This is a genomic window from Gordonia sp. (in: high G+C Gram-positive bacteria) (assembly GCF_049647785.1).
Classification (GTDB): Bacteria; Actinomycetota; Actinomycetes; order Mycobacteriales; family Mycobacteriaceae; genus Gordonia.
In genome coordinates this window covers 116,622-142,831 of record NZ_JBARYI010000078.1, presented here as the reverse complement: position 1 = coordinate 142,831, position 26,210 = coordinate 116,622, and the positions used below count along the sequence as shown (strand labels likewise).

28 protein-coding genes are annotated in these 26,210 nt (G+C 64.8%); 15 read left to right on the top strand and 13 right to left on the bottom strand.

What is annotated here, in order from left to right:
- Positions 1-80 precede the first annotated feature (80 nt).
- Complete coding sequence (locus WBA38_RS12575) at positions 81-1,004, bottom strand: hypothetical protein (RefSeq protein ID WP_424322836.1); 924 nt, start codon at positions 1,002-1,004, stop codon at positions 81-83.
- 198 nt (positions 1,005-1,202) lie between these two features.
- Between WBA38_RS12575 and WBA38_RS12570 the strand changes: the two genes are divergently transcribed.
- From WBA38_RS12570 to WBA38_RS12550, 5 genes are all read left to right on the top strand, one after another.
- Positions 1,203-2,078: a hypothetical protein gene (locus tag WBA38_RS12570; protein ID WP_424322835.1), complete on the top strand. Its 876-nt coding sequence runs from the start codon at positions 1,203-1,205 to the stop codon at positions 2,076-2,078.
- A gap of 4 nt (positions 2,079-2,082) precedes the next feature.
- On the top strand, positions 2,083-2,931 hold the full coding sequence (locus WBA38_RS12565) for a DNA-processing protein DprA (RefSeq protein WP_424322834.1): 849 nt from the start codon (positions 2,083-2,085) through the stop codon (positions 2,929-2,931).
- Between the two features lie 198 nt (positions 2,932-3,129).
- A complete protein-coding gene (locus tag WBA38_RS12560; protein ID WP_424322833.1) occupies positions 3,130-3,375 on the top strand; it encodes a DUF2188 domain-containing protein in 246 nt (81 codons plus the stop codon).
- Positions 3,376-3,384: 9 nt separating this feature from the next.
- Positions 3,385-4,170: a DUF1883 domain-containing protein gene (locus WBA38_RS12555; protein WP_424322832.1), complete on the top strand. Its 786-nt coding sequence runs from the start codon at positions 3,385-3,387 to the stop codon at positions 4,168-4,170.
- 75 nt (positions 4,171-4,245) lie between these two features.
- The gene (locus tag WBA38_RS12550; protein ID WP_424322831.1) at positions 4,246-4,998 is read left to right on the top strand and encodes a DUF5131 family protein; all 753 of its coding nucleotides are present in this window, start codon (positions 4,246-4,248) and stop codon (positions 4,996-4,998) included.
- A gap of 1 nt (position 4,999) precedes the next feature.
- On the opposite strand, the gene tcmP is transcribed toward WBA38_RS12550, so the two are convergent.
- Complete coding sequence (tcmP, locus tag WBA38_RS12545; protein WP_424322830.1) at positions 5,000-6,151, bottom strand: three-Cys-motif partner protein TcmP; 1,152 nt, start codon at positions 6,149-6,151, stop codon at positions 5,000-5,002.
- A 206-nt stretch (positions 6,152-6,357) separates the two neighbouring features.
- Here tcmP and WBA38_RS12540 point away from each other — a divergent pair, with 206 nt between their 5' ends.
- Positions 6,358-8,454: a site-specific DNA-methyltransferase gene (locus WBA38_RS12540; protein WP_424322829.1), complete on the top strand. Its 2,097-nt coding sequence runs from the start codon at positions 6,358-6,360 to the stop codon at positions 8,452-8,454.
- 3 nt (positions 8,455-8,457) lie between these two features.
- Positions 8,458-11,079 carry a DEAD/DEAH box helicase gene (locus WBA38_RS12535; RefSeq protein WP_424322828.1) on the top strand — a complete coding sequence of 874 codons (2,622 nt, stop codon included), beginning with the start codon at positions 8,458-8,460 and terminating at the stop codon, positions 11,077-11,079.
- Between the two features lie 13 nt (positions 11,080-11,092).
- Here the strand turns inward: WBA38_RS12535 and WBA38_RS12530 are convergent, their stop codons facing one another.
- The 8 genes from WBA38_RS12530 to WBA38_RS12495 form a co-directional block, all read right to left on the bottom strand.
- The gene (locus tag WBA38_RS12530) at positions 11,093-11,290 is read right to left on the bottom strand and encodes a hypothetical protein (protein ID WP_424322827.1); all 198 of its coding nucleotides are present in this window, start codon (positions 11,288-11,290) and stop codon (positions 11,093-11,095) included.
- 94 nt (positions 11,291-11,384) lie between these two features.
- The gene (locus tag WBA38_RS12525; protein WP_424322826.1) at positions 11,385-12,137 is read right to left on the bottom strand and encodes a metallophosphoesterase; all 753 of its coding nucleotides are present in this window, start codon (positions 12,135-12,137) and stop codon (positions 11,385-11,387) included.
- Between the two features lie 451 nt (positions 12,138-12,588).
- Entirely contained in the window at positions 12,589-12,915 is a 327-nt protein-coding gene (locus WBA38_RS12520) for an AzlD domain-containing protein (protein WP_424293971.1), read from the bottom strand.
- Positions 12,912-13,631, bottom strand: a complete 720-nt coding sequence (locus WBA38_RS12515) for an AzlC family ABC transporter permease (RefSeq protein WP_424293972.1) — start codon at positions 13,629-13,631, stop codon at positions 12,912-12,914. The genes WBA38_RS12520 and WBA38_RS12515 overlap by 4 nt, the downstream gene beginning before the upstream one ends.
- Before the next feature lie 83 nt (positions 13,632-13,714).
- Complete coding sequence (locus WBA38_RS12510) at positions 13,715-14,284, bottom strand: hypothetical protein (RefSeq protein ID WP_424293973.1); 570 nt, start codon at positions 14,282-14,284, stop codon at positions 13,715-13,717.
- Between the two features lie 90 nt (positions 14,285-14,374).
- Entirely contained in the window at positions 14,375-14,944 is a 570-nt protein-coding gene (locus WBA38_RS12505; RefSeq protein WP_424293974.1) for a type II secretion system F family protein, read from the bottom strand.
- A complete protein-coding gene (locus tag WBA38_RS12500) occupies positions 14,941-15,732 on the bottom strand; it encodes a type II secretion system F family protein (RefSeq protein WP_424322825.1) in 792 nt (263 codons plus the stop codon). The genes WBA38_RS12505 and WBA38_RS12500 overlap by 4 nt, the downstream gene beginning before the upstream one ends.
- A complete protein-coding gene (locus WBA38_RS12495; protein ID WP_424293622.1) occupies positions 15,729-15,899 on the bottom strand; it encodes a hypothetical protein in 171 nt (56 codons plus the stop codon). Before WBA38_RS12495 ends, WBA38_RS12500 begins: the two co-directional genes overlap by 4 nt.
- 172 nt (positions 15,900-16,071) lie before the next feature.
- Between WBA38_RS12495 and WBA38_RS12490 the strand changes: the two genes are divergently transcribed.
- Genes WBA38_RS12490 through WBA38_RS12470 form a run of 5 tightly spaced genes read left to right on the top strand, consistent with a single transcriptional unit; the run spans position 16,072 to position 21,901 of the window.
- Complete coding sequence (locus WBA38_RS12490) at positions 16,072-16,782, top strand: hypothetical protein (protein WP_424322824.1); 711 nt, start codon at positions 16,072-16,074, stop codon at positions 16,780-16,782.
- A gap of 58 nt (positions 16,783-16,840) precedes the next feature.
- A complete protein-coding gene (locus WBA38_RS12485) occupies positions 16,841-18,064 on the top strand; it encodes an XRE family transcriptional regulator (RefSeq protein WP_006898139.1) in 1,224 nt (407 codons plus the stop codon).
- Between the two features lie 21 nt (positions 18,065-18,085).
- The gene (locus tag WBA38_RS12480) at positions 18,086-19,285 is read left to right on the top strand and encodes a tyrosine-type recombinase/integrase (RefSeq protein WP_424322823.1); all 1,200 of its coding nucleotides are present in this window, start codon (positions 18,086-18,088) and stop codon (positions 19,283-19,285) included.
- Positions 19,275-21,521, top strand: coding sequence for a tyrosine-type recombinase/integrase (locus tag WBA38_RS12475; RefSeq protein WP_045539760.1), 2,247 nt, complete (start codon positions 19,275-19,277; stop codon positions 21,519-21,521). The genes WBA38_RS12480 and WBA38_RS12475 overlap by 11 nt, the downstream gene beginning before the upstream one ends.
- Positions 21,518-21,901, top strand: coding sequence for a hypothetical protein (locus WBA38_RS12470; protein WP_006898142.1), 384 nt, complete (start codon positions 21,518-21,520; stop codon positions 21,899-21,901). Before WBA38_RS12475 ends, WBA38_RS12470 begins: the two co-directional genes overlap by 4 nt.
- Positions 21,902-22,020: 119 nt before the next feature.
- Here the strand turns inward: WBA38_RS12470 and WBA38_RS12465 are convergent, their stop codons facing one another.
- The 3 genes from WBA38_RS12465 to WBA38_RS12455 all read right to left on the bottom strand — a co-directional run bounded on the left by WBA38_RS12465 (position 22,021) and on the right by WBA38_RS12455 (position 24,605).
- Positions 22,021-22,182 (bottom strand): hypothetical protein, encoded by a 162-nt coding sequence (locus WBA38_RS12465; RefSeq protein WP_156150509.1) that lies wholly within the window; start codon positions 22,180-22,182, stop codon positions 22,021-22,023.
- Positions 22,183-22,578 (bottom strand): hypothetical protein, encoded by a 396-nt coding sequence (locus tag WBA38_RS12460; RefSeq protein ID WP_006898143.1) that lies wholly within the window; start codon positions 22,576-22,578, stop codon positions 22,183-22,185. It abuts the gene before it with no gap.
- Between the two features lie 62 nt (positions 22,579-22,640).
- Positions 22,641-24,605 carry a heavy metal translocating P-type ATPase gene (locus tag WBA38_RS12455; RefSeq protein WP_039868140.1) on the bottom strand — a complete coding sequence of 655 codons (1,965 nt, stop codon included), beginning with the start codon at positions 24,603-24,605 and terminating at the stop codon, positions 22,641-22,643.
- A 96-nt stretch (positions 24,606-24,701) separates the two neighbouring features.
- Here WBA38_RS12455 and WBA38_RS12450 point away from each other — a divergent pair, with 96 nt between their 5' ends.
- From WBA38_RS12450 to WBA38_RS12440, 3 genes are all read left to right on the top strand, one after another.
- Complete coding sequence (locus tag WBA38_RS12450) at positions 24,702-25,100, top strand: ArsR/SmtB family transcription factor (protein ID WP_006898146.1); 399 nt, start codon at positions 24,702-24,704, stop codon at positions 25,098-25,100.
- A 114-nt stretch (positions 25,101-25,214) separates the two neighbouring features.
- Positions 25,215-25,454, top strand: a complete 240-nt coding sequence (locus tag WBA38_RS12445; protein WP_006898147.1) for a heavy-metal-associated domain-containing protein — start codon at positions 25,215-25,217, stop codon at positions 25,452-25,454.
- A 171-nt stretch (positions 25,455-25,625) separates the two neighbouring features.
- Entirely contained in the window at positions 25,626-26,210 is a 585-nt protein-coding gene (locus WBA38_RS12440) for a YdhK family protein (RefSeq protein ID WP_006898148.1), read from the top strand.

Here is a 26,210-nt window from a genome sequence, read left to right as displayed (position 1 = left end):
TGAAACTCATAGCGAATCCTTCCGGTACAGCGAAGGGCCCGGTTTCATCTATGACTCCGGGCCCTTCGTCGACTAGAAGGTCAGGCTGCACTGATGACGGCCTCGGTGAGGGCCGAGAGCACACACCCGCGGGCCTCGTCCTCGCTGTCGCAGACTCCATAGGTTACGAGGACGTCGATCACCGCCTGGTAGCCGGCTTCCCGCACACCGTCGGTGATCGCCTCGTCCAGGTAGGTTTCGATGCCGTTATAGGCGATGTGGTCCTCCCAGTCGGCGTCGTCATGCTCGGCAGCCCAGCGCGGTGCGGCTCGCTCGATCCGGTCGACATCCTCGGCGAGGACCTCGACGACAGCCTCGGTCAGCGCGTCGATCACGTCGTCGACGGAGTCGGCGCTCACGGTCTCATCCTTGATGTCGAGATCGACCGTGCGGTAGGAAGGTCCCAACCAGGAGCCGCAGCCTCGTTCCTGCGACCGGGTCTTCATCGATGCCGTATGGATGGGGCCAGTCAGGTGGTGCCACTCGCGGCACTGATAGCAGCCGTGCGAACGCTCGACAACTACGTCGACGTGGTCGTCGTTGACGTAGAACCGCAACGACTGCGCCGCGATCGCATCGTCAAGCATGAACTGCGCGAAAGCAGTGAGACACGCAGATCCCGCAGGTGCACGCGGGCCGTCGGCCATGACGATCCGCGTGAGGTCCTCCAGCAGGACCCGCGGACTGTCGGCGTCCTGGAGGCGGCTCAGCACCTCTGCGATTGCGCCGTTCACGTCGTCGCTATCGACGAGTCCGTCGTGGCGGACATCGATGAAGACCGAGTCGATGTCCCAATCCTCACCGGTCACGGAGATCTCGATCTCGTCGGCCTGCAAATCGTGACGCGCCTCGATGGATGGCTCCTCGACCAGGCCGTGGTCGATCGCCGGCTGCGCGCTCAAGTTGGGGATCTCAGCCGATTCGATGATCTCCGTAGCGTCCTTGATGGTGATCGTGCTGCTCATGTCATCTCCCTGGCTGTCGCGGCCCCGTGCGTTGTGTACCACCTAACTTTATAACCCTGTCGAGAATATGTCAAACGAATCGAAACACAACTTTGTTGTGACAGAAGATTGGACGAGGCAGACCGTCTCGCCAGGGTGTACTCCAGCGGATCGAAAAAGCGTTCGAAGATAAGGCACGCCAGAGCGTGCCGGCATCGCGTGCAGACGGGCGAACTGGCGGTACGCTTTGAAACTCACTTCGGTTACTTCAAGGGTTGCCCGTTCATGTACCTATCCGAGTTCCACCCGCCGGCTCGACCGTGCCGGATCGAGAGTTCCTTGCGTGCGAAGCCAGCCGACGACGGCGACCGGTGGCGCCGTCTCTATCTGAAGACCCCCCAATTGCCCCTCACCCATATCGCGGCGTGCTTCGACTCGAAGTACAGAGCGGTGGCGGTTCCGGCGAGCAGACCCGAGTACAACAGGTGCCTGGAGTTCCGCAGCGGGTTCCCGGACGGCCTCGCAGGATTGGTGTCGCTACTTGAAACAGGGTTGTGCCTGCCCGCCCCGGCACCGTTCGACCTGGTGCTGGCGTTGGACCGCTACAAGACGATCGATGAGGACGTTCCCGCAGACCAGTGGGCGAACACTGAAGTGGGGCAGCTGATCCACCAGGCGAAGTACTTCACCTACTCGCCTGGCAAGCAGAAGCAGGCCCGCGAGGCACTCGCTGCGCGCCTGGCAGCGGCGATCGAGCGGCATCCGGCATACAGGGACGCACCGTACCTTCTGAGCGTTCCGGGTTCCTCGGGCACTGGCAATAGTACCGGCGAGCGGGTGGCGCATCTGGTCGCGGAGGCGACCCACAAACAACTGATCCAAACGATCGGCCCCGCCCGTGCACCGCGGAAAGCGGACCCGAACATCGATGTCAGAGGCCTCTTCTCCTCGCCGGCGATGCTGGACGGACCGTGCGTGATCGTCGACGATGTCTGGCATACCGGCGCGACCTGCACGGAAGTGGCCCAGGTTGCCAAGCTAGCGGGGGCTCACGCAGTCTATGGGCTGGTCGGCGCGAGAACGATGAGGAACTGAACGAATGTCTGTTGAGGGAACGCTCCGGGCGCTAGTCGCGTTCGAAGTGTTCCGCACGCCCGCGAAAGTGACTCGTGCGCTGGCCGATCCTGACCCAGAACCGCTTCGAGACGCCTGGAGAACTCTTCCGAAGGAAGTGCGTGACTCGTTGGCACGAAAAGTCGAGGATCTCCAGTCCCGGGGTATCAAGGCAATCAACGCCGGGGACGACGCCTTCCCCGATTCGTTGGTAGTCAGGGGTCGACCTGCCGTCCCGACTCTCTTCTGCAAAGGCGACCTGTCGCTACTAACCGCGGACGGCGCAGGGCTGTGCGGATCACGGCGCGTAAGCCCTCTGGGACTAAAGGCCGCGCGCGCGTGCGGCGAAGAGGTGAGCGATCGAGGACTGACGGTGGTCTCCGGCTACGCGAAAGGAGTGGATACGGCGACGCATCTCGCCGCTCTGGACCGCGGCGGCCGCACCGTGATCGTCCTGGCCGAAGGAATCGACGCTTTCCGCGTCAAACGAGAGTTCAAGGAGAGCTTCGATCCGGGCCGAATACTCGTCGTCTCTCAGTTCCGCCCAGACCAGCCATGGGCAGCGTACGCAGCGATGGCCCGCAACCACGTGATCTTCGGGCTGGGCAAAGCGCTGGTAGTGATCGAGGCTGGCGAGAAGGGCGGCACTCTCGCAGCCGGACGAGATGCACTCAAGCGAGGCCGGCCAGTGTTTGCGCTCAACTTCGGGGATGAGACGCCCATCGGGAACCGCATCCTCATCGAGGCTGGCGCTGAGCCAGTAACCTCAAGAACGGAGCTCGGTGTCGCGCTCGATCATGTCAAAGGCCAGCCTGAACAGGGCACACTGCTCTGATCTCACGAACGCTCGATACTGGACGTCACCCGAGACGCACCTCTGCACGGGCCGAATGAAACTGTAAGCCCTGCGGATTCGCCAGCCGCAGCGGCAGCGTTCGGCTGTCTCAGTGAACGACCGGCTTGCGGACAGCGGTTTGTCGGGGGTCGGGACTAGTGTTCGCGCTAGGTCCAGCAAGGACCGGTGAGGAGCATTGTGAGCAACGACAATCGGCGACATGTGGTCCCAGGCACCAACGGTGGCTGGGACGTTAAGAAGCCCGGAGCCAGCCGGGCGAGCGCCCACACCGACACACAGGCGAAAGCCGTGACCCGGGCCAAGGCGATCGTCAGCAATGCCGGAGGCGGCGAGGTCCGCACGCACGGGCGGGATGGGAAGATTCGTAACTCCGACACAGTGGCTCCGGGCAACGACCCGTTCCCGCCGCGGGACAAGAAATAGGGTCCCTCAGTGCAGCACGTTCACTACGACCTCGGTCAGCAGAGCAGGGGCGCCACGGCGGTCGTGACCCTCGACAAGCAGGCCAACGTCCTGCTGATGACCTCTTCGGAGTACCGCTCGTACAAAGCTGGCCGCAAGTGTCGCTACTACGGCGGGCTGGTCAAGCGCTCACCTGCGCGCATCCCGATCCCGAGCAATGGTCGGTGGGTCATCGCCGTCGACCTCGGGGGCGTCAGCGGCCGGATTCGATCCGGCGTCAGCGTTGAGCCGCCGCCACGGGGCAACCTGCCCACGTTCCGGCAGCCATCCAATCTGGTCCGTGACATCGAGGTCCGCGAGCCGGTGGAGCCCGTGGGCGATGCTCTCGGCGGCCAGACATGGGACGTGTTCCTCTCGCACGCGACGGAGGACAAGGACCCGGTGGCGGTACCGCTGCGCGACGCGCTGACCGGGCGCGGCGTCCGAGTCTGGCTGGACAAGACCGAGGTCAAGATTGGCGACAGCCTGAGGCGCAAGATCGACGAGGGCATCCGGTCGAGCCGGTTCGGCGTGGTCGTCCTGTCGCCGGCGTTCTTCGCCAAGGGGTGGACGAACCACGAACTGGACGGGCTCGTCACCCGCACAGTGGCCGGCGAGCAGTCGATGCTCCCGATCTGGCACGAGGTGACCGCCGAAGAGGTCAGGAGCTACAGCCCGTCTCTCGCGGACAAGCGGGCGCTGAGCACCGGTGAGTTCGACATCGCTGAGATCGCCGACCAAATCGCCGAGGCGGTCGTGGGGCGAGTCACGGACTAGCCGGAACGCCCGAGTCAGCTTGCGCGGGAAGCCGATGCCATACACACTCGTGTAACGGATGTGAAAGGTGAGGCTATGGGCATGAAGAGCGCCATCGAGTGGACCGAGGTCACCTGGAACCCCGTCACCGGCTGCGACCGGGTCGCGGCGGGTTGCGACAACTGCTACGCGCTGGCTCTGGCCAAGCGGCTCAAGGCGATGGGCGCCGAAAAGTACCAGAACGACGGCGACCCGCGCACCTCCGGGCCTGGTTTCGGCGTCACCACTCATCCGCGAGCGCTGGCGCAGCCGCTACGGTGGCGCGCCCCCAAGGTGGTGTTCGTGAACTCGATGAGCGACCTGTTCCACGCGAAGGTGCCGCTAAGCTTCATCGAGGACGTGTTCGACGTGATCTGGGCGACGCCGCAGCACACCTACCAGGTGCTCACCAAGCGGGCGCACCGGCTCGAACGGATCGCCGACAAGCTCGACTGGCCGGACAACCTGTGGATGGGCGTCTCGGTGGAGTCAGCCGACGTTGTCGACAGGATCGACCACCTGCGCGCGGTGCCCGCCGCGACGAGGTTCCTGTCCTGCGAGCCGCTGCTGACCGCGCTGCCGGACCTGGACCTGAGCGGGATCGACTGGGTGATCGCCGGCGGCGAGTCCGGGCCGAAGGCCCGGCCGATTGACCCGGCATGGGTCGAGGAGATCCGCGACCAGTGCGTCGACGCCGACGTAGCGTTCTTCTTCAAGCAGTGGGGCGGACGCACGCCGAAGGCCAACGGCCGCGAGCTTGGCGGCCGGACATGGGACGACATGCCCGAGCTGGCGAGCGTCTCGGCTTAGCCTAGACGCCCGACTTCTTGATGACGTGCTGGTGAGGTTTGCTCCCCTTCGTCACGTACTCGACCTCCTTGGATTTGATCATGGCGCGCAGCGCAGCCGAGAACGCCGTCTCCTTGGCCTCGCCGTACACGTCGCCGAATATCTCCGCGTAGTGCTGAACAACGCGTTTCGGCTGGCCGTCAGCAGTGAGGACGCGAAGATTCTCGGTGATGCGATCGACGGCCTTGGCGTTTTCTCGATCGAGTTGGTCCTTGACGGTGTCCCATAAAGTCCCCTGACCCTCGTCCGCGTCGGGACCGAGGAAGTCGATCCACTTCTCGCGGGCCTTCGACGCCGCGGCGCCGAACACCCAGAAGCCGTGTGGATCCTGCGTAAGAAATATGAGGTAGTAGATCGGCTGCTTGTGGACCTGCCGTCGAACGGGCGCAACGACCGCGCCATACTTGGTCCCCGCCGTGAGACGGCGTGAATATTCGAGGGCGACAGCTTCGGCCGCCGACTCCCAGTTCTCCCCGCCGGACTCCTCGTGCGCCGCGAGCGCGACGTCGCGCCACCACTCGCCTCCGCAGACGGTGTCGGCCTTCGCGACCCCGCCGAGGTCTAACTGTCCCTTCTTCAACTGGCCGCCAGAGCGGCGGATGAGCCCGGCGTTGAAGTTGAGGAGCACTTCTGTGCGCGGCCAATTCCCGCGCTGGTCGAGCACGCCCCTGATTGGGTCCATCGGGAGCACCGCACCACACGGATCGAGCAACACGAACAGACTCGCACCCTTGGCAAGTGAGAGCATGTCGCCGAGGCGGTTCGCGCAGTCGTCCTCGTAGCCGGCGATCCGCAGCCCGCGTTCGCGGTACTCGTCGGCGACGGCGTTCAGCGCTAGGTACGAATCATGGTCCTTCTCGACGAGGAGCAGATCAACCTGGGTCGATGCCTTGATCTTCTGGGCGGCGATCATCATGTGCTCGGCTGAGCCGGCCTCGCCGGTCTCGAACCTACCCCGCCCGGCGAATCCGTCGAACAGCACGCAGCGCTTGGGGTCGAGCCTGCTTGCGGTCATCGTGGCGTATCGAACGACGTACTGCTCGATGATTCCGTGCTTGTAGACAGACTGGGCTTTGGGCTTGTCCAACAGGCCCGCGTCGGTTCCGGTCGACATTGGTGGTGCTCTCACTCTCGGGCCGTCGCACCCGGCCTCGGCGGAGAGCGGGGCGATCATCCTGGTAGGGGCCATAGTAGTGCGCGAGTATGTGACCGAAGCCGAGCTGCGAGTGGGTGTGTCGCATGATGCCGTGACCGCCGAGGCGACCTCGGAACCCTCATCCTCCGCAGGTCGCCGCAGGTGTCACAGTAGTGTTGCCCTTTGTGAGCAACGAACTTCAGGCACTCCTCGACCGAGTGGCGAGCACCGATCCGGCGACGGCGAAGGCGCTGCGCCGACACGTCGACTCGCTGCAATCGCGCCGCCAGTTCGGCCTGAACTTCGAGCGACACACTCCTGAGTCGGTGGCGCTGACCGGACGGGCCATCTCAGTCGGTGACAAGGTGCGGTTCCTGCCCGAGAGGGGCACGGCAGCTGCTGAGTCGGAAGCGACCTGGCTGGTGACGGCTCTCTCCGGCCCAAAGGGCGCCAAGGTTGCCGAGCTGCTCGATCCAAAGACCAACGACGAGGCGAGCCGGGCGGTCGATGACCTGGTATTCGTGGCTGACTTCCGGGACCCGATCTATCCGGGGCTGGCGCTTTGTGGCGAGCGGTTGCTTCGGGGTGGTGACAAGCCCTTCCACACGGTCATCAATGGCGAGAATTTCCACGTCCTGGAGGCTCTGGAGTTCACTAGCCAGGGCTCTGTCGACTGCATCTACATTGATCCGCCATACAACACAGGTACGAGCGACTGGATCTACAACGACAAGCACGTCGACCCAACCGACGCCTATATCCACTCGAAATGGTTGGCGTTCATGGAGCGCCGGCTCATGCTCGCCAAGCGACTGCTGAAGCCTACGGGTGTGGTCATCGTTGCCATTGGTGACGACGAGCACCATCGGCTACGAATGCTGATGGACCAGGTGTTCGGCGAGGTGAACTTCATATCCGACGTCGTGTGGCAGGGCGGGCGCAAGAACGACCCCCGTTTCGTCTCGAACGGTGCGGATTACATGCTGGTATATGCCAAGGAGAAGGCGATCTGGTCGGTCGAGGGCATCCCCGTCAAGGAGGCTCCTGACGTTCACACGCTGACCGCGGACAAGATCCCGGCGGCGGGGGCGCGGTGGCGGGTGCCGAAGCCGGGTGTCGAAGAAGTTCTTTCCCAGGGCCGGACAGCGTGGGAGGAGTCCGATGGCAACGAAGTCGAGGCGACCAAGCTCATGCGCGCTTGGTTCCGGTCCCAGCCGAAGGATTCTCCAGCCAAGGCAATGTCGCGGAGCGTGTATTTCTTGCCGGATGGTCGACTCTGCCGGGATACGGACATCACCTGGCCGGGCGGGGGCGGTCCCGATTACGATGTACTGCATCCGGTGACGCGCGAACCGGTCCCGGTCCCTGAGCGCGGTTGGCTGTACTCCTCGCCTGAGCGTATGCAGGAAATGATCGATGACGGTTGGGTGATCTTCCGTGAAGACCACACCAAGCCGATCAGCTTGAAGAAGCCTCTCGAGTCGGTGACCGGTCAGGCTGCACTGTCGGTATTTGACCGGCAGCGCACGCACGGCTCGCGCGTGCTGTACGAACCGAAAAACGGAACTGGAGTATTCAAGGACAAGCGGTTCCCGAATCCGAAGGACCCGGAAGTGCTGGCCGAGTGGATCGGTCTGTGCACTCCCAAAGACGCGGTAGTTCTGGACTTTTTTGGTGGGTCCGGGTCGACGGCCGATGCCGTAATGAGGCTCAACCGACTTGGTGGTCGCCGCCGCGTGATCCTGGTGACGAACAACGAACTCTCGGATGCGGACTCCAAATCACTGCGTAAGAAGGGTCTCCGACCGGGCGACCCCGAGTGGGAAGCCAACGGCGTTTTCCAGCATGTCTGCCGCCCGCGGATTACGACAGTGGTCACTGGCTTACGCAACGACGGGAGCCAGTACAGCGAAGGGCTGGAGGAGAACGTCGAGTTCTTCGACCTGACCTATGAGAACCCGGCTCTGGTCGAGCTGGACATGGCCTACGAGCGGATTGCACCGTTGCTGTGGATGCGCGCCGGCGCGCAGGGCCGGCTCATCGCCGAACGTAGCGACACCTTCGATATCGCCGACTACTACGCGGTGCTGTTCAGCGTCGACTCGGCTGGCCCGTTCTTGCAGGAGGTGGCCCACGCCGAGGATCTGCGGATCGCCTACGTCGTCACCGACGACGCGACCCAGTTCCAGGCGATCGCCGGTCAGCTGCCAGACGGCGTCGAATCGGTGCGGCTCTACGAGTCGTACCTGCGGACCTTCGAGATCAACAACGGGAGGGCCTGAGCCGTGCGGTTCACGCTGAAGGACTACCAGAGCGACGCGGTCGAGGACACCCTCAGGACGCTGCGGTTCGCCGGGCGCGACTGGCACGAGCGCAGGAAGCGGACGGCGTTCGCGCTCAGCTCCACGACCGGCTCGGGCAAGACTGTCATCGCCGCGACGGTGATCGAGGCACTGCTGCACGGCAGCGACGAGTTCGATTTCGCGGCCGATCCGAGCGCGGTGGTGCTGTGGGTATCCAAGGACCCTTCGCTCAACGAGCAGACGAAGGGGCGGTTCATCGAGTGTGCCGACGCCATCCCGACCGGCGATCTGGTGCTGCTGGACAAGCACTACGCCGAGGATTCACTGGAGACCGGCAAGGTCTACTTCATCAACCCGAGCAAGCTCGGCAAGAAGGCTGACTTCGTCAAGCACACCGACAGCCGGCGCTTCACGTTCTGGGAGATCCTGGACAACACGATCGGCGACGAGGACAAGACGCTCTACATGGTCCTCGACGAGGCGCACGAAGGTATGAAGGTGCCGTCGGGCGACGAACAGACGATCGTGCAGAAGATCATCAACGGCAACGGCGCGAACCCGCCGATGCCGGTGGTGTGGGGCATCTCTGCGACGGTCAAGCGCTTCGACGAGGCGATGAAGCATGCGACGGGTTTCTCCAAGGAGCCCAACGTCGAGATAGACCCAAAGCGGGTCCAGGAGTCGGGACTGCTGAAGAACACGCTGACTCTCGACATCCCGGACGAGGACGGCGACTTCTCCACCACGATGGTCCGCGAGGCCACGCTCGACTTCGTCGCGGTCAGCGAGCTGTGGGCGCACTACTGTGCTGAACAGGGCATCGATACGGTGCTGCCGCTGCTGGTGATCCAGATCCCGAACAAGGCTGCGGGACAGAAGGATTCGGAGAAGGGCCGTCAAGACGAGGACGCACTGATCCACCTCATGCTGGAGACGGTGCGCAAGAATTGGCCGGACATGCCTGCTGACTGCGTGGCGCACGTGCTCGGCGACCGCTCGACGATCGAGGTCGGGGCGTACGAGATCCCCAAGGTCGCGCCCCAGGACATCGAGGACGACCACCAGATCCGCGTGCTGGTGGCCAAGGACGCGGTCAGCACCGGTTGGGACTGCCCGCGCGCCGAGGTGCTGGTGTCGCTGCGCCCGGCCGTCGACGACACCTACGTCACGCAGCTGCTCGGCCGTATGGTGCGCACGCCGCTGGCGCAGTCCACCAGCGTCGAGCGGCTCAACTCGGCCTCGTGCTACCTGCCGTACTTCGACCGCGGCACCGCCAAGGTCGTGGCCGAGGAGATCATGGGCATGCGAGAGCCGCGCGCGGGCGACGGCGGAGCAAGGGTGCCGAATGTGCTGTTCGGGCCGGCGTCCCTGGTACGCAACCCGAATGTACCGACGACGGTGGTGGAGCTGATCGAGTCGCTGCCCTCGCATGCGAAGCCGGCTGCCGCGCCCAAGCCGATCAAGCGGATGCTCAAGGCCGCTGTCGAGCTGGCGCGCGACGAGCTGGTGCCCGGTGCGGACAAGGCCGCCCACGCGGCTATGTTCGCCGTGCTGGACGGCATCATCGCGGACAACCGCGCCCAGATCAACGAGCAGGCCCACGAGATCATGACCGCCGACATCCGGCGGATCACCGCTGAGCACGGCCAGGACGAGGCCAGCGACGACGCTGCAGACTCGCGCGCGGCAGACGCGACGACCGTCGACGATGCGCTCCGCCATCTGCGGCGGATGCTGACGACGTCGGTGGTGAACAGGTACCTGCAACGCAACATGGAAGCTGCGATCCGCGCGGCCTACGAGGCTGGCGAGCCGGGCAGCGAGGACATTACCGCGGTGCGGGCGCAGGTGGCGGCGCTGGCGTTCATCGAGGAGCCGGTCAAGGCACCCGTCGAGGACGCCGCGGACTCGCTGACCCGGCTGTGGCTCACGACAAACGCGGCGGGCATCAAGGCCCTGCCGGATTCGCGCCAACCGGTCTACGACGCTATCGAGGACATGGCGCGCGAGCCCGAGCCGGTGTCCATTGAGGTCAAGGACGACGAGCGGGTCGGCACAGAAGACCCAGACGGGAACAAGCTGCCGACAGTGGTCAAGCACGTCCTGTCTACCGTCGACGGCGGCTACCCGCTGGATCTGAAGATGACCAAGAACCGGTGGGAGCGGGCGACCATCGCGCACGAGTTAGAGAACGGGAAGCTCGTCGGCTGGTACCGGAATCCGTCGGGCGCGTCCAAGCACTCGCTGCGAGTGGTCCATGAGTCCGGTGGCACGTGGCGTTCTGTCCAGCCCGACTTCGTGTTCGTTCACGAGGTCGACGGCCAGCTGAAGCCGTCGATCATCGACCCGCACGGCTCGCACCTGGGCGATGCCCATCCGAAACTGGCCGCTCTTGCGGAGTACGCGGACAACTACGGCGACAGGTTCGACCGGGTGATCGCGGTCGGCGTGGAGTCCGGCGAGGACTTGATCGGCTTGGACCTCAAGGATTCCAAGGTCCGCCAAGCCGTCTACTCATGCAGCGCCGACAAGGACTCGATTGCCGCCCTGTTCGCCAAGCACGGAAACAAGTACACGACGATCCAGGCTGGACTGGCTGCCTGAACGGGTCGAGCCATCAGTCTCGCGGACGCTCGACCTCGTCAAGAACTGCGGCGAAGACTCGGTCCATTCGAGCCCGATGTTCGGCCGGAAGCTCGTCGACGGCGGCGACGGCCAGCTCAGCCTGCGCAAGCGCGTTGATCGCGTTGCCGATCGGCTGCGTCCGCTCGAACAGCTCGTCGATCTCGGCCTCGGTCATCTGCTCGTCGTCCACGCCTACCAGTAGATCGCGGGCAGAGGACGGCGCACAGCGAATCGAGAGAACAAGCACCCGCCAGCCACCGGCCGGCGGGTGTTTGTGCCGCGTATCAAAGGAAGGACGTCGTCCGACTCACGCTGTCGTAGCGCATGACGTTGAGCACGCCGGTGTCCTCGACGCGCCCGTCGAGGTACGCGTGCCCCGCATCGACATATGGCTCCCAGCACCGCATCCGGCCCTCGCGGGCGTGCAGCGGGCCGACGCCCGTGTGCCCGGCGACGATCAGCTTGCCGACTGCGTGTTTGCCGAGCGACGGCGGGTACTTCTCCGTGAACGTCTCGGCGGTCGTCATGGCCTTCCACATCGGTCCAGCCTCCTCGTCGACGCCGGCGTGGACGTAGATGTGTGTGGGCGTCTCGTGGAACAGCGGTAGCTGGCGCAGCCAGGCGATCAGATCGCTATGACGGGCGCTGATCTCGCGCTTGATGGTGGTGTTGACCGCCTCGATGCTCCCGCCCGCCAGCGCGGCGACGGCCCGCTCGACGACCTCGGTCGGCAGGAACGAGCGGACCGTGACGAGCCCAGTGTCGGCCAGCAGCCACGTCGGGTCACCATCGTCGGCGTCGAGCCAGTCGAGGAACCACACCTCGTGGTTGCCGGCGAGCGCGATCACCTGGGAGGGGTGGGCGTCGCAGAGGTCCTTCACAGCAGTGAGGACTCCGGCACTGTCGGGACCGCGGTCGACATAGTCGCCGAGGAACACGAGCTGGGTCGACGGGTCGCACAGATCGACCTTGGTCAGCGCCCCCTGCAGCTCGGTCCGGCAGCCGTGGGTGTCGGGGATGACGTAGGTGATGGTCACAGGCACCTCTCTATATATATAAGGCTCGGTTTTACTTGCATGTGCAAGTCATTTCCCGTCGGGTTGTCTGACCCGACTGTCGCCGGCCACAAGAGCGGCTTTCCGGTAGACATCGGTCGTGCGCTACTCGCACTTGAAAGTACAGATTCCTTGGACGTTCACGAACCCGCTGGTCAGCCAGTCCAGGTGCGTGGTGTTAATTACAAATGATGGAGTATTCCGCCGTCGACATTCCTTCTTCGTCGACCGCAATCTGGACCGCGAGGTCTCGCACCTGCCGATAACTTGCTCGCACCGAGTTGCTGATTTCCATAACGTCCCCCGTCGTCGTAGTTCCGTAGCAAATTCCCTACCTGAGTTAGACGCAGCGGACCCGCAATCGGTTCCAACACGGCCCAATCGGGCGTGTCGTCGCCCTCAATTCACTACCGGGCCCAATTCAAATCCGAGGTCAATTCAAAACAAGGTTGACGAACGCCATCGCGCAAACACCGAAGGCGATGGTGGCGTAGAAGTTCTTCGTCGCGATGGCCACGATCAGTGTCGCGGTACCGACCATCAGGTCGGCGTTGTGATAGCTGATCCAGATCTGCCCGTCGGGGGCAAAAATTGCTGGCGCCACAAGCGCGGCCATCACCGCTGGCGGCACCTGCTTGAGCCACCGCTGAACTTTCCGCCCCGGCTTGAGTTTGGTTGCCAACACCAGCGGCGGTACCCGCGAAATCAACGTCGCCAACGCCATCCCCACGATCATGACGATCAGATACGTCGTACTCACGAAGTCTCACCCACCGGGCTATCAACGGGTTCATCATTGGTCCGGTCCAGGCAGAATCCGACCGTCGCAGCGAACACTGTCGCCAACACCACCGACCACAACTCCAACCCCAACTGGGTCAGCAGCACGGCAACGCCACCGCCAACCAGGGCAACAAACAGATCCAACCGACTCCGCACGGCATCCTGGGCCAGGATCGCCAGAAACATGGCGGTCAGCGCAAATTCGAGGCCGATGTCTTCGATACCCGGCACCGCGCTGCCGAAGACGATGCCGAGCGCCGTCCCGGCTATCCACGAGGCGTAGACACCCATGTTGAGCGCGAAGACTTCCGCTTTCGGCCGTCGCTCATGGGCTCGGAACAGGACCTCTTGGATGACGTAGGCCTCGTCGGTCAGTTGCGCCCCAAACGCGGCGGCTTCCTTCGTCGAATAGTCCTTCACACGCGGGGCAATTGACGCCGCTAAGAGGAAGTGCCGCAAGTTCACCACGAATGTGGTGGAGATGACCGCGAACATGCCACCGCCCGACGCCAACACTTGCAAGGCGGCGAACTGGGATGCGCCGCCATAGACGATCGCCGACATCAGCAGCGACGCCCAGACCGGCAACCCGAACACCTCGGCGAGCACACCAAAAGCGAAGGCCACCGGGAGGTAGCCGAGCATCAACGGGATGGTGAGCCGAAGCCCCCGCATCACATCCTGCCGCGCCATTGCACCCCTGACGAACCATCACCGCTAACCCAATCAACGATAGGTTCGTCGAGCGTTGCCGCAAATTCTGCAGCGGCCTCGGCTCAGGCCCCGCAGGCCACCGACCGCCCGTACTTCGTTGAGCACCAATCGGTGAAGCCAGGCATGTGGAGGATGGTGACACCGTCTTCCGGCGACGGTTCCAGGCTTCCCGTCCACGATTCGCCCGGTTCCTGACCGAGCGGTTCGCCCGTACGTGACGTCATGGTCTGCAAGGTGACCACGATGCCGTGGCCGTGCGCGCCCCAGGTAGCCGTCCACTTCTCGACGTTGGCGGCACCTGATGCCAGCGATACCGTTGCCGACCCGTCCGGGTTGAGCGTCATCCCGCGACCATGCCCATCCCACTGGCCGTAATAGCGCGACAGGTCCGTTGCCGACGGGGTCGGCTGACTGGCTGTCGGATTGTTGTGCTGCGGCGCGGTAGTTTGCGAGACCGTTCTCGTGACCGTCACCGGCGACATGTCAGTATCCGGCACTGTCTCGGTCACCGAGGCCACCGCAGACGACGGCCCCGCCCGAGGAGGTACCGGGTCACAAGCCGCGACCGACGCGATGAGCACGGCCACCGCGGCAACAACCATGCTCGTACGAATCACCGGGCGAATGTTCATCCTTCGAGAGTGCGCGCCCAACAGCACCCAGCAGAAGGGGCAACGCCGAGGTTCTGTCGTCCGAATGACGTGCGAGAGACGCTGGCCCAGTCACAATCCGACGAGTAATCCCGATGCCAGCCCGATTACGACGGGCGCAATGCCCAGGCATACAAACGCCGGAAGGAAGCACAGGCCCAGTGGGCCGCTGATCTTGACGCCCGCCCGTTCGGCGGCTTCAAGCGCGGTGTTCTCGGCACGGCGGCGAGTACTCGCGGCAAACCCGGCGACGGCGTCGGCCAACACCGACCCCGCACGCGATGCCCGCCTAATGAGAGCGGCCAGATCCCGGAAATCGTCCGGAGCATCGTCGCCGACCGCCCACGCGACCTCCGGATCAGAACCCAGCATCAGCAGATCCGCGGCACGCGCAAAGTGCTGCCCCAGCACCAGCGGCGACGACTGCGCCGCCACACGAGCTGCGGTGGCCAATGGCAGCCCCGCTCGCAAACACACGGCCAAGGTGTCGTAGCCCGCGGCCACGTCAAACGGGTCTGGCACACCCGATCCGACCACATCGGCTGACCCTTCTGGCACGACTACCGCCGCACGCACCAACATCCACGACGGTCCCGGCCACATCAGCAAGGCCGCGGCCGTCAGCAGCAGGGCCGCCGTCACGGCGCGAGAACCTTGTCCGTGATTCGACCGGCCCACAGGACTCCGCCCACCGAAAGCCCGGTCCCAGCCACCAGCAGCACCCCACCCAGCCCGCCCTGCAACAGCACCTGCACCGGCGCCGCCCCCATCGCCTGGCCGAGCGCGAGGCCCAAGACAGGCAGTCCCGCCAGCACGACCGCCGTGGCGCGCGGCCCGGCCATCCCGGCGCGCGTGCGGGCGGCAAAGTCTTGTCGCGCAACCAAATCTGCGCGCAGCGCAGCCAGCATGTCGCCCATGGGGAGACCGAAGTGCAGCGACGTCGTCCACGCCTGTGCCAGCCGGCGCACCGGGCCGTCGACGCCAACCCCGCCCCCGGGGTCACCTCCGAGTTCGGCACGCGCAGCCATTCGCGCCAGTTCACGCGCAACGGACCCCTCCCCGCCCCCGGCCAACTCTGTCGCCGCCGCGCGACAAGCGGTCGAGACCGGTGCGCCCACCGACAGTTCCGTGCCCATCACTCCCAGCGCGGCGATCAGGTCGGCAATGTCGCGGTGATGGGCGGCGTCGCGGCGCGCCTTACGTCGTTGTTGGGTAACCAGAGCCGCGATCAGGGTTCCCGCGATCGCCGCGGCCGGACCAAACACCGTCGCTGCGACAGCCGGGAGCAGCCAGATCGCCACAACCGGATCCGCGGGTGGTCGTGCCGGACCGCGATGCTCGACGAGCCGTTGCAGTCGACGCGTCGCCTCGGGTACCGGCCAGAGCAAGATTGTTCCGGCGATCGCTATCAACGCGATCCCGACGGTCATCGTCGTTCCCGAATCATCCGCTGCAACTGGTCACGGCGGCTGGTGAAACCACCCGGCTCGGTCCATGCGGGGACCACCCGCACCAGGCCCGACTTGTCCCGTTCGACCACCCCGATCTCGGTCAACGCCCGTCGCCCCACCTCATCGCGGGAAACCCCGAGAATCACTTGGCGGCATTATCTGTAGTAGCAAGACAAGATGAGTTATAAATATGCCCTTGACCTTTGCATTTGTTGTTATCTACATGTATACTATTAGGTATCAACCGAGTATTCAGATGCGAAAACTTTCATCGGTGAACCTATTGATATGTAGGAACGGATATGAAATTCTTCATGCATGAACCTCAGCCAACTCCGGGCCAAGTGCGACCAGCTGGTCGAGCAGTTCAACGGCGAGTTCGTGGTGTTGCGGCGCGACCTGGCCGACGCCGTTCAGGCGGTTGCCGACCTCTGGGAACCTGTGGTGACCGAGTACGGCGGGACCGTGTCGGACCTACACGGAATGATCCACTGCACGGACGTGCGCGGGATGCTGTTGCTTCGCACTGTGGGTTTCAGGAATCCAGATTCTCCGCCGAAGCCTGGCGTGTTCGCGATGCGTTACGGGCAGGGGATGTCAGCACTGCTCGAGGACCAGCGAGGGACCAGCATCCGGGTCCGGAAGATGCCGGCGTCGGTCATCCCGGAGCAGGGCGAGCGTCTAATCGTGCGCACCGGCCCGGTTCCGGTGACTCCCGACGAGCGGGACTCCGGCCCGGCGGAGGCCGACTGGGTGCTTCCGTTCCCTGTTCCCGATCCGGAGCAGCAGATTCCCTCGGGCCCAGTGGAATGGTTCGTGCTCTACTCGTTCACGCCGGACTCGGTGCAGGTGGCCGAGGTTTTTCTGGCGGCGGTGGTCGGGATCGATTCATCGTCGACGGTGGCGATTTTGGCGTCGACTCCACTCCCGCGGCAAGTGCAGCCTCGTCAGGTCGTCGCCGAGAACGACGACGACTTCGGCGACCTGCTGGGCAAGGCTCAGGAGGGCGACGGTCCTTCGCCGGCCTAGCGGAACTGTCAGACCCGGTCGCTACCGTCAGTCGGCGAGTGTTTGAATCGGGGACGTTATGACCACATGTGAGGTGTACGGACTCAGGGTCCGGCAAGCGAGACTGCTCCGACGGATGACCGCCAAAGAAGTACTCGCGAAGATGGGCTGGTCTGGTGCGCGGTTGACGCGGATGGAGCGCGCGGAGACCGTCGAGTTGGCCGTCCAGGACGTCGATCATTTGAGTGAGGTTCTGCGGTTTCCTGCGGAGTTCTTCACCACCGCACCGGTGTCGCGGGTCGAGCCGTCGGATCTGTCGTTCCGGGCGCCGAAGGCGATGACCGCTGCCGAGAAAAATCGGATGGCGCAGGTGATGGCGTTGTCAGGTGACTTCCTGCTCCAGTTGCATGCTGCGCAGAAGTTGCCGCCCTTACTGATTGAGCCCAGACCGACGTTGGATCCTGTCGCTGCGGCCGCGGCGGCCAGGGAGATGCTCAATGTCGGACCGGATGCGCCGATTGCGGACCTGACTCATCTGATGGAACGAAGTGGGATCCCGGTGATGATGCGGAGTGAACGATTCGGATCCCAAGGCCTGGAAGGCAATTCACGCGGACGTCTGGAGAAGCATCTCGGGTGCTCGGTGTGGATCGGAGAATTCCGGGAACGGCCTCTGGTCGCGTCGCGGGAGTTGGACTCGTGGGAACGGACGCGGTGGACGCTCGCACACGAGCTCGGGCACCTGATGCTCCATCGCAATGCCGGTGAGATGACCGACGAACGCGAGCAAGAGGCCTCGCGATTCGCTTCGGAGTTCCTGGCGCCGTACGCGCATGCGTCGGCATCGTTGCGTAGTGCACCGTCGTTGGTGAATCTCCTTCCGGTGAAGATGAAGTGGGGCATCTCGCTCGGCGCATTGCTGCGCCACTTCTACGAGTCCGGCGCCATGGACGAGCATCGTTACGAGACGCTGCGCAAGCAGTTGTATACGCGGGTGAATCCTGATACCGGGTTCACCTGGGGCCGCACCGAACCGGGCTGGGACGATCGGCTTCCCGAGCGTCCTCGCCTGATGAGCAGGTGGGTCGAAGCGGTGTACGGCACCAAATCTGTGCAGGCTCTGGCCGCACGCCGATTGATCCTGCCGGTCGATGTGATCGGCGAGTTGATGGTCGGCCAGCGAGGGCCGGCTCAGAAGGCTGTAGCAACGCCGGCGTCAGCGGCCGCGCCGTCGGTCACCGGCCGCCGCGGCGCGGTTGTCGAGGTCGACTTCGCCGGCGCTCACCGTTCGCGGCAAGCGTGATCGTCGGCGGAGGTGGCGGTGATGGCCCGAGCACAGCGAATGAGATTCCCTGACCGGCCCGACTCCTACACCGTCGTCGACGACACCGGTCTACCCGTTCTGCCTGCGCACGAGTTCCTGCGGTTTCTGCGCGATCAGGACCGCTCACCTAATACCGTCCGCGGCTACGCCCGTGGCCTGGGATACTGGTGGACTTTGCTTGAGCATGTCGGCGACGAGTGGGACCAGTTTCCGGTGTCCCGGTTCGGCGACTTCCTGACCTACCTGCGGTACGGGGACCTGCCCGGCGTGACGCGACTGTCCGAGCGGGAGAGGTGGCTCGCCGAATCCTCGGTCGCCACCTACAGTGCTGCTGTGCTGGCGCTGTACACCTTCCACGCCGATGCTCATCACCTGATCGAACCGTATGAGCGGCTCTACAGTGCCCGCCGGACCCAACGCTGGGCGAGCCCCTACAAGGGCTTCCTCGACGGTGTCGGCCCGCACCGCGATCACCGGCGGCCGTTGTACCGGACTCGGCTGCCGAACCAGTCTGCGACGCCGGTCCTGGATCCAGCGCAGGTGGTCGCGATCCTCGACGACTGTGCGGTCCAGACCGACACCGGCTGGACCGGCGGCCCTGTCGGACTCCGCGACCGACTCATGATGGCGGTCCTGGCCGAGACCGGCATGCGCCTGGGTGAAACGTTATCGTTGCGGCACAGTGACTTCCACATCACTGGCGGCGTCACCCCATCCATCGACATCGTCGGCCGCGATGATCATCCTCACGGCCTGCGCGCCAAAACCGGGGCTCGCCGCATCTACATCGGTGACGACTTGGCCGCGCTCTACACCGAGTACGTGTGGATGCTCGTGCAGATGTGCGCTGACGTGCTCGTGGAGAACCTGGATTCACATTTCGTGTTCGTCAATCTCATTCGCGGGCAGCAGTTCGCGCCGATGCGGGTGGAGACCGTGTACGCCCGGGTCGACCAGGTGCGGCGCCACCATCCCGACACAGTGCCGGCCGACTGGTCGCCGCACTGGCTGCGTCATACGCATGCGACCGCGTTGCTCCTCAACGGGACTCCGCCGCACGTGGTGATGCGGCGCCTGGGCCACCAGGATGTGCAGACCACTCTCTCGACCTACGGATGGGTGACCGAAGACGCGCAGATGCGGTCCCTGTCGCAGTGGAAGAACTACGTCGCGGGCTGGAGGGGAATCCATGACACCTGACCACACCCCGCGGCTGATACCTGCCGACGCCGCAGATCCCTCCGGGGACTCTTTGTGGGAGGCGCAGTGGGCGCGGGTCCCCGATCAATGGCGGCAGCTGCGGTACCGCATCGACCAGGCGCCCGCCGATCGCGTGTTTCTGCTCAATCGGCGGTACCTGCGGAACCCGGACGGGCACGACTTCACCCCGCAGTCGGTTCCGCTGCGCTTGCAGCAAGAGCTGGCGTGGTGGGTGTGGCTGTGCGGTGCCGACGGACTCCGCAAGATCGAACCGTCCCTGCTGCGCTGGTTCTCCCTGACGTTGACCGCGGCCGTCGCCGACTATCAACGAGTCCACGGTGATCCACCGACGTCGGTGACCGACCTGGGTGTCGCGGACCTGACCCGGTCGGCGCTGGTGGGGTTCGAGCAGCGCAATGCCCGCCTGGCGTCGGCGAACTCGCGCCGCAACATCACCAACTTCATCGAGCAGATGCACCTGCACGTCAGTGTCCGCTGCGGCACCAAGCCGTGGTGGGAGCACGACATCTGGGATCTGCGAGCCGATCGGCGGATCCCGCAACGCGAGCACGAACCGGCCCACGACAAAGCGCTACGCTTGGACACCCTCGAACCGCGCTGGCTCCGCGACGGTGTCCGCTTCTGGTTGCGGACCGCGCTGAGCACCGAACTGCTGCGGTGGTCGTCGGCGGTGGAGCGGGCCCGCACCCTGTCCCGCCTTCTCGGGCCGTTCCTGCAGGCTCAGGGCATCGACGATCCAGTGATCAGCACCGACCCCGCAGTATTGCGTCAGGTGTTCACCGACTTCTCCGGCTACCTGCACTCACCGCAGGCCTGTGCCCGGCCTGGGCGATTGTTGTCGGCGTCGGCCGTCGACGAGGCCCGCAGCCAGACGCAGGTGTTCTACACGTTCATGGCCGACCACGCCCCCGAAGCCGCGGCGGCGACCGGCGATCGTCGCTGGCTGGCGGTCTCGGCCGCGCACACCCGGCTGTGGGGGCCGGCGTTCCGGACTCGGCACTCCTCCCGCGTTCGGGAGTTGACCTGGTACAGCACCAGCGAACTGCAGCAGATGCTGTGCTACCTCGACGTCCTGTCCGCCGACCGCGGATTCCCGGTGTCGATCACCCACCCCGACCGAACCCTATCGGTCGTTGCCGGCCTCGGTGACCCGCAGACCGCCCGCATCTGGCTGCTTCAAGCCCTGACCGGCCGCCGAGCCTCGGAGATCCTGATGCTCGACCACGAACCCCTGGAGGCGATCCCTGGCATCGAACGTCCCGTAGACAGTAACGACCCCGATGCGTTCGTCGCCAAACTCCGGTACCAGCAGACCAAGGTCGACGGCGTCATCCCGACGATCCTGGTTGAGCAGGCCGTGGTGAACATCATCGCCGAACAACAACAGTACAACCGAGACCACTACCCGGACCTGACCCCGAAGTACCTGTTTCTCGGGGTCCGGCACCAATTTCAGGGGCAACGCCCCCGCCCGTATGCCTCCTACCGATCCGCACTGGCCAAACTCGACCGAGTCCACGGACTCACCGACAGCGCCGGAAACCCTCTGAGGTTCACCCAAACCCACCGGCTCCGGCACACCCGGGCGACCGAGCTCCTCAATGACGGCGTCCCCATCCACGTCGTGCAGCGCTACCTCGGACACGCCTCACCCGAGATGACCCTGCGATACGCGGCCACCCTCGCAGCCACTGCGGAAGCGGAGTTCCTCAAGCACAAGAAGATCGGCGCCCACGGCGCCGACCTGGGCATCAGCCCCACCGACGTCTACGACATGACCCAACTGTCCCAACGCACCGACCGCGTCCTCCCGAACGGCGTCTGTCTGCTGCCGCCCTTGCAGACCTGCGACAAAGGCAACGCCTGCCTGACCTGCGGTCACTTCGCCACCGACCGCACACACCTCGACGAACTCGCCGACCAGCGCACCCGTACCGAGTCGCTTCTCCAGGTGCGGCGCCGCCAATACCACGAGCGCACGGGTCGGCAACTTTCCGACGAGAATGTCTGGGTCCACGAACGTCTCCGCGAGATCGCCTCGCTCGATGCCATCATCGCCCGACTCGCTGCCGAAGAGGACCAGGCATCGGCCGATCGCGATTCTGCGGTGGCCGGGGCCGGCACCTCCGATCGGCGACCGCTGCTGCAGATCCAGACTCGAGGGCTGCACGAGATCGCACTAGGGAAAGCTGAGAACCGAGGTGATGGGGTATGACGCCACCGACTGATCAGGCGATCGCCGCGCTCAACGCCCACGCACAGCAGCGCTCCGCCGACGTCCGGACTCGGATTGAGAAGGCCCTCACCGCCATGCGGAGATCGGGGGCCACAATCAACATCAACGCCGTCGCTGTACGTGCCGGCGTCACCCGCAAGACGATTTACAACCATCCGGACCTGCGGGAGAAGATCCGCGCCCACACCACCATCGCCCCGCCACCCGAGGCTGCAGCCACCGACAGCTCCATCGTGTCGGCGCTTCGCGCTCAGTTAACGGCCAACGATGCCGAACTCCGTCGCCTCCGCGCAGAACTTCGCGCCAAGGACGTGCTGATCGCCAAACTCTACGGCCGGCTAGACACGGCGGACGAGTGACGACAGACCGCCGACGATTCTCGGGTAACCGGCGCACGTCCCGTCCCACGGTTCGAGAACGTCATTGCGCACATCGCGCCCAACCGTAGGGCCATCGGCTGATTCGTCTGTTCGCCAGCCTAGTCAGCAGGATCGAGGAGGTCGTCAATGACGGCATCCAGTCGTCGCCGAATGTGCTGTGGCGGTCCCACCACGGAGTCGACGAGGATCTCGGCCTGAGCAACGGCATTGATTCGACTGCCGATCCGCCAGGAGGCCGCAAACGCGGCGTCAGTGTCCACCTAGCCACCCACCAGAGTTACGGCGGCCGCGATGAGCGTGCCTCGGAAGCGGCCGGGATCGTCGGCGATGACCTGTGCCGGTGCTCGATCATCCAGGCGCGGATTGCGTCCTTGGAACCAGGCTTGGATCAACGATGGGGTAGCGCCGAGCTGGTGTTGCAGGGCCGCCACGCTGTAGGCCACCTTCAAACGGGCTCGGACGTGGTCCGGGACTGCGGCCGCGTGTGTGATGTAGTCGCTGACCGCAGCGGTGCTGGGCGCGCCGGCCAGATACGCAACCAAACGCGCACCGAGCAGCGTGCGCAGTTGGTCGACCAGTGTCGCGTCGTCGAGGGCGTCCAGATGCACTGTCACACGATCGTGGACGGCGGCAACCGAGGGCCGGACCGATTCCATGGATGTCATCGTCGCACACACAAGCCGCCTGATTCGCCGCCGTTTTTCGGAGGCTCCGCTGATCAGTGCCCAATCATTCGTGGCCACGCAGAACGCCGGAGCAGTCGCAGACCATTGAGCCCGACGATGATGGTGGACCCTTCGTGGCCGGCGACACCGAGTGGCAGAGGCAGCGTGCCGAGCAGGTCCCAGAGCACCAGTACCGCAATGAACGTCGCCGCGATGATGAGGTTGGCGACGACGACACGGTGCGCCCGCCGAGCAAAAGCGAGGACCGAGGGCACTGCGGTCAGATCATCACGGACGACGACGACATCGGCAGCCTGCAACGCCAGATCAGAACCGGCGCCGCCCATCGCGATCCCAACCTCGGCCGCAGCGAGCGCGGGCGCGTCGTTGACCCCGTCGCCGACCATAGCGACAGTGCGACCGCCAGCGTGCAGGGCGGCAATGGCGTCCGTTTTGCCCTCCGGGAGCAATTCAGCATGGATGTCAACGATGCCCACGTCGGCCGCGACGCGTTCCGCGGCTTTTGCGTTGTCACCGGTCAACAGGACGGTACTCACTCCATCGCCAGTCAGAGCGACCACGCTGGCGGCCGCGTCGACGCGTTGCGAGTCGCCCAGAGCCAACACTGCGATAGCCGCCCCGTTGTCGACGACGATGACCGCGGTGTCGCCTCGCGTTTCGGCGGCAGCAACGAGTTCGGCGACCTCGACCGCCGCGGGGGTGTCCGAGGTGTGTGGAGACACGACCGCGATCTGGTGCCCGCCAACAACGCCGGTCACACCGCTCCCCGGCTGCGCGGCAAAGCCTTCCACCGGCGGGACCGATAGCCCTCGCTCATGGGCAGCTGAGACGATGGCCGCCGCCAGTGGGTGTTCACTGAGTGACTCGACGGCTGCGGCGACGCTGAGGACCGTGTCGATGCCGTGGCCGAGGTCGAGGCCCTGCCCGGTGAGGTCGACGGTGGCCAGGACAGGACGGCCGGAGGTGATTGTGCCCGTCTTGTCGAATGCGACAGTGTCGATCGTCGACAGATTTTCCATGACCACCGCTGATTTGATAAGGACGCCGCGGCGACCTGCGTTGGCGATGGCGGCCAGCAACGGCGGCATGGTCGCCAAGACCACCGCGCACGGCGACGCAACGATCATGAACGTCATCGCTCGCAGCAAAGACGGCTGCAGTTCGGCACCGAACGCGAGCGGAATCGCGAACACCAGGAGCGTGCAGGCCACCATGCCGATCGAATACCGCTGTTCGACCTTGTCGATGAACAGCTGTGCTCGCGCCTTCGTCTGCGACGCTTCGGCGACCATCGCCGCAATACGCGCGACGACCGAGTCGGCGGCAGGCCGGTCAGCGCGGATTGTCAGTGCGCCGGTGCCGTTGACCGTACCGGCGAAGACCTCGTCGTCGACCCGCTTGATCACCGGTAGCGGCTCCCCAGTAATGGTGGCCTGATCGACTTCACTGGCACCGTCGATGACGGTGCCGTCGGCGGCGATACGCTCACCGGGGCGGACCCGGATCACGTCGCCAACGACCAACCCCGCGGCGTCAACGATCTGCTCGTGCCCGCCGGCGCCAAGGACCGTGGCCCGACTCGGCGCAAGGTCGAGCAGTCCGCGCACCGAATCCTCGGTGCGAGCCGTCGCCCAGGCCTCCAAGGCGCCGGAAGTCGCGAAGATGACGATCAACAGGGCACCGTCGGTGACCTGCCCGATCGCGGCAGCACCGATCGCGGCCACAACCATCAGCAGGTCGACGTCGAGAGTCTTCTCGCGCAACGCCTGCAGACCGGACAGCGCCGACTCCCACCCACCGACGACATAGCAGGCCAGATATAGCGTCCACCACACTGCCGGCGCCGTGCCGCCGAGCTGCGCGGCCAGCCCGGCCACGAACAACACCAATGCGGCCACTGCCCATCGGACCTCGGCAAGGTCCCATGGACGGGTCCGCGCCCCGGCATAGCCACGCCTCGCGGCACCCCTGCTTTGGTCGACCTGTGTCGTCGCCATGTCCATCCCGGGTCACTCTCTCTGGTTCGAATCAATCACCAAATCAGAATATATGAACACCTCTTCATGTGAGTAGTGCGAAGTATGATGTTGATCATGGGACACCGGATCGGCAGTGGCGGCGAGACAACGACCTCACTCGACGCGGCGACCGCCGACCGCGTCGCCACCACCCTGCAGGCTTTGGCGACTCCGAGCAGGCTGCGGATCTTATCCGAGCTTCAAGGCGGAGCCATGGCTGTGGGAGAACTTGCGGCGGCCGTGCAGATGGAGCCGTCCGCGGTCTCGCACCAACTACGACTGTTACGGAACCTGGGCCTGGTCACGGGGGTACGCAACGGCCGCAGCATTGTGTACAGCCTCTATGACACCCACGTCGCTCAACTGCTTGACGAGGCCGTTTATCATAGCGAACACCTCCGTCTCGGTCTCACTGATCAGTACACCGCCGAGACGCCCGAACGGTCACGTGCAGACGTAGTCAACCGCAACTGACCGAGTCGCCCCACACCTGGCAGCTCTCGCCAGGTCGCCTGACCTGCGATGCGCGGCGGCACTCTTGCATCACGGCCGGCGGCAGGTATATCGTCATCGGAACATCATACCCCCATGGGGTATCAACTGGAGAGGTGGGAAGACATGTCGTCGAGCGAGTATCAGGTAACAGGCATGACGTGCGGGCATTGCGAGGCCTCGGTGCGCGAGGAAGTCGCAGCCGTAGAGGGTGTTCAGGACGCTCAGGTGAGCGCGCAGACCGGCAGGCTCGTGGTCACCGCCGTCGGCCTCGTCGACGAGGCCGCGGTGGTCGACGCAGTCACAGCGGCCGGCTATTCGGCAGTGCGGATTTGATGGACGCCAGCTCGCGTCCTGCTGTCGGCGTGACGTTCGCGGGTTAACGCACTTTTACACCTTCAGCCCTGTGCGGCCGCCGAGCAAAGCGCAATCGGCCGACAACGGAGAAAACGGCGATGCACCACACCGGTGCGTCGTTCGGTGAGATCAGAGTGGATAGGAGACCACATGCGCAAGCCTCTCATGACGGCCGTCTCGGCCGGAATACTCGTCGGAGTACTGGTTCTGGCCGGTTGCAGTGCCGGCGAAAGCCAGGACCACCAAGGCCATGACAGTGGCAGCATGGCCAGCAGTGCCGGAGCAATGAGCGATTCGCCGATGGACCACCCGATGGACGGCGGACCGGCACCTGCCGGCATCAAGGCGGTCTCAGCACCCAAGTTTCCGATCGGCAGCCAGGTCATGCTGACCGCAGACCACATGGCGGGCATGGACGGTGCGCGGGCCACAATCGTCGGCGCCTTCGACACCTACACCTACTCGGTGAACTTCACCCCGACCACCGGCGGCCAGCCGGTCAAGGATCACAAGTGGGTAGTCCAACAGGAGATCAAAAACGCAGGAGATCGACGTCTGGCCGATGGCACCGAAGTCACCCTCGAGGCCGATCACATGACGGGCATGAAGGGGGCGAAGGCAACAATCGCCAGCTCCACCGACCAGACCGTCTACATGGTCGATTACGAGGCGGACGGCATGAAGATGACCAACCATAAGTGGGTCGTCGAGAGCGAAATTCAACCGACGTCTTGA

Bases quoted from the DNA above. Each gene is read 5' to 3' on its own strand.
- WBA38_RS12575 (WP_424322836.1), bottom strand. From the start codon at position 1,004: ATGAGCAGCACGATCACCATCAAGGACGCTACGGAGATCATCGAATCG.
- WBA38_RS12565 (WP_424322834.1), top strand. From the start codon at position 2,083: ATGTCTGTTGAGGGAACGCTCCGGGCGCTAGTCGCGTTCGAAGTGTTC.
- WBA38_RS12550 (WP_424322831.1), top strand. From the start codon at position 4,246: ATGGGCATGAAGAGCGCCATCGAGTGGACCGAGGTCACCTGGAACCCC.
- tcmP (WP_424322830.1), bottom strand. From the start codon at position 6,151: ATGTCGACCGGAACCGACGCGGGCCTGTTGGACAAGCCCAAAGCCCAG.
- WBA38_RS12515 (WP_424293972.1), bottom strand. From the start codon at position 13,631: ATGGCGCGGCAGGATGTGATGCGGGGGCTTCGGCTCACCATCCCGTTG.
- WBA38_RS12510 (WP_424293973.1), bottom strand. From the start codon at position 14,284: ATGAACATTCGCCCGGTGATTCGTACGAGCATGGTTGTTGCCGCGGTG.
- WBA38_RS12500 (WP_424322825.1), bottom strand. From the start codon at position 15,732: ATGACCGTCGGGATCGCGTTGATAGCGATCGCCGGAACAATCTTGCTC.
- WBA38_RS12490 (WP_424322824.1), top strand. From the start codon at position 16,072: ATGAACCTCAGCCAACTCCGGGCCAAGTGCGACCAGCTGGTCGAGCAG.
- WBA38_RS12485 (WP_006898139.1), top strand. From the start codon at position 16,841: ATGACCACATGTGAGGTGTACGGACTCAGGGTCCGGCAAGCGAGACTG.
- WBA38_RS12480 (WP_424322823.1), top strand. From the start codon at position 18,086: ATGGCCCGAGCACAGCGAATGAGATTCCCTGACCGGCCCGACTCCTAC.
- WBA38_RS12475 (WP_045539760.1), top strand. From the start codon at position 19,275: ATGACACCTGACCACACCCCGCGGCTGATACCTGCCGACGCCGCAGAT.
- WBA38_RS12470 (WP_006898142.1), top strand. From the start codon at position 21,518: ATGACGCCACCGACTGATCAGGCGATCGCCGCGCTCAACGCCCACGCA.
- WBA38_RS12460 (WP_006898143.1), bottom strand. From the start codon at position 22,578: ATGGAATCGGTCCGGCCCTCGGTTGCCGCCGTCCACGATCGTGTGACA.
- WBA38_RS12455 (WP_039868140.1), bottom strand. From the start codon at position 24,605: ATGGCGACGACACAGGTCGACCAAAGCAGGGGTGCCGCGAGGCGTGGC.
- WBA38_RS12450 (WP_006898146.1), top strand. From the start codon at position 24,702: ATGGGACACCGGATCGGCAGTGGCGGCGAGACAACGACCTCACTCGAC.
- WBA38_RS12445 (WP_006898147.1), top strand. From the start codon at position 25,215: ATGGGGTATCAACTGGAGAGGTGGGAAGACATGTCGTCGAGCGAGTAT.
- WBA38_RS12440 (WP_006898148.1), top strand. From the start codon at position 25,626: ATGCGCAAGCCTCTCATGACGGCCGTCTCGGCCGGAATACTCGTCGGA.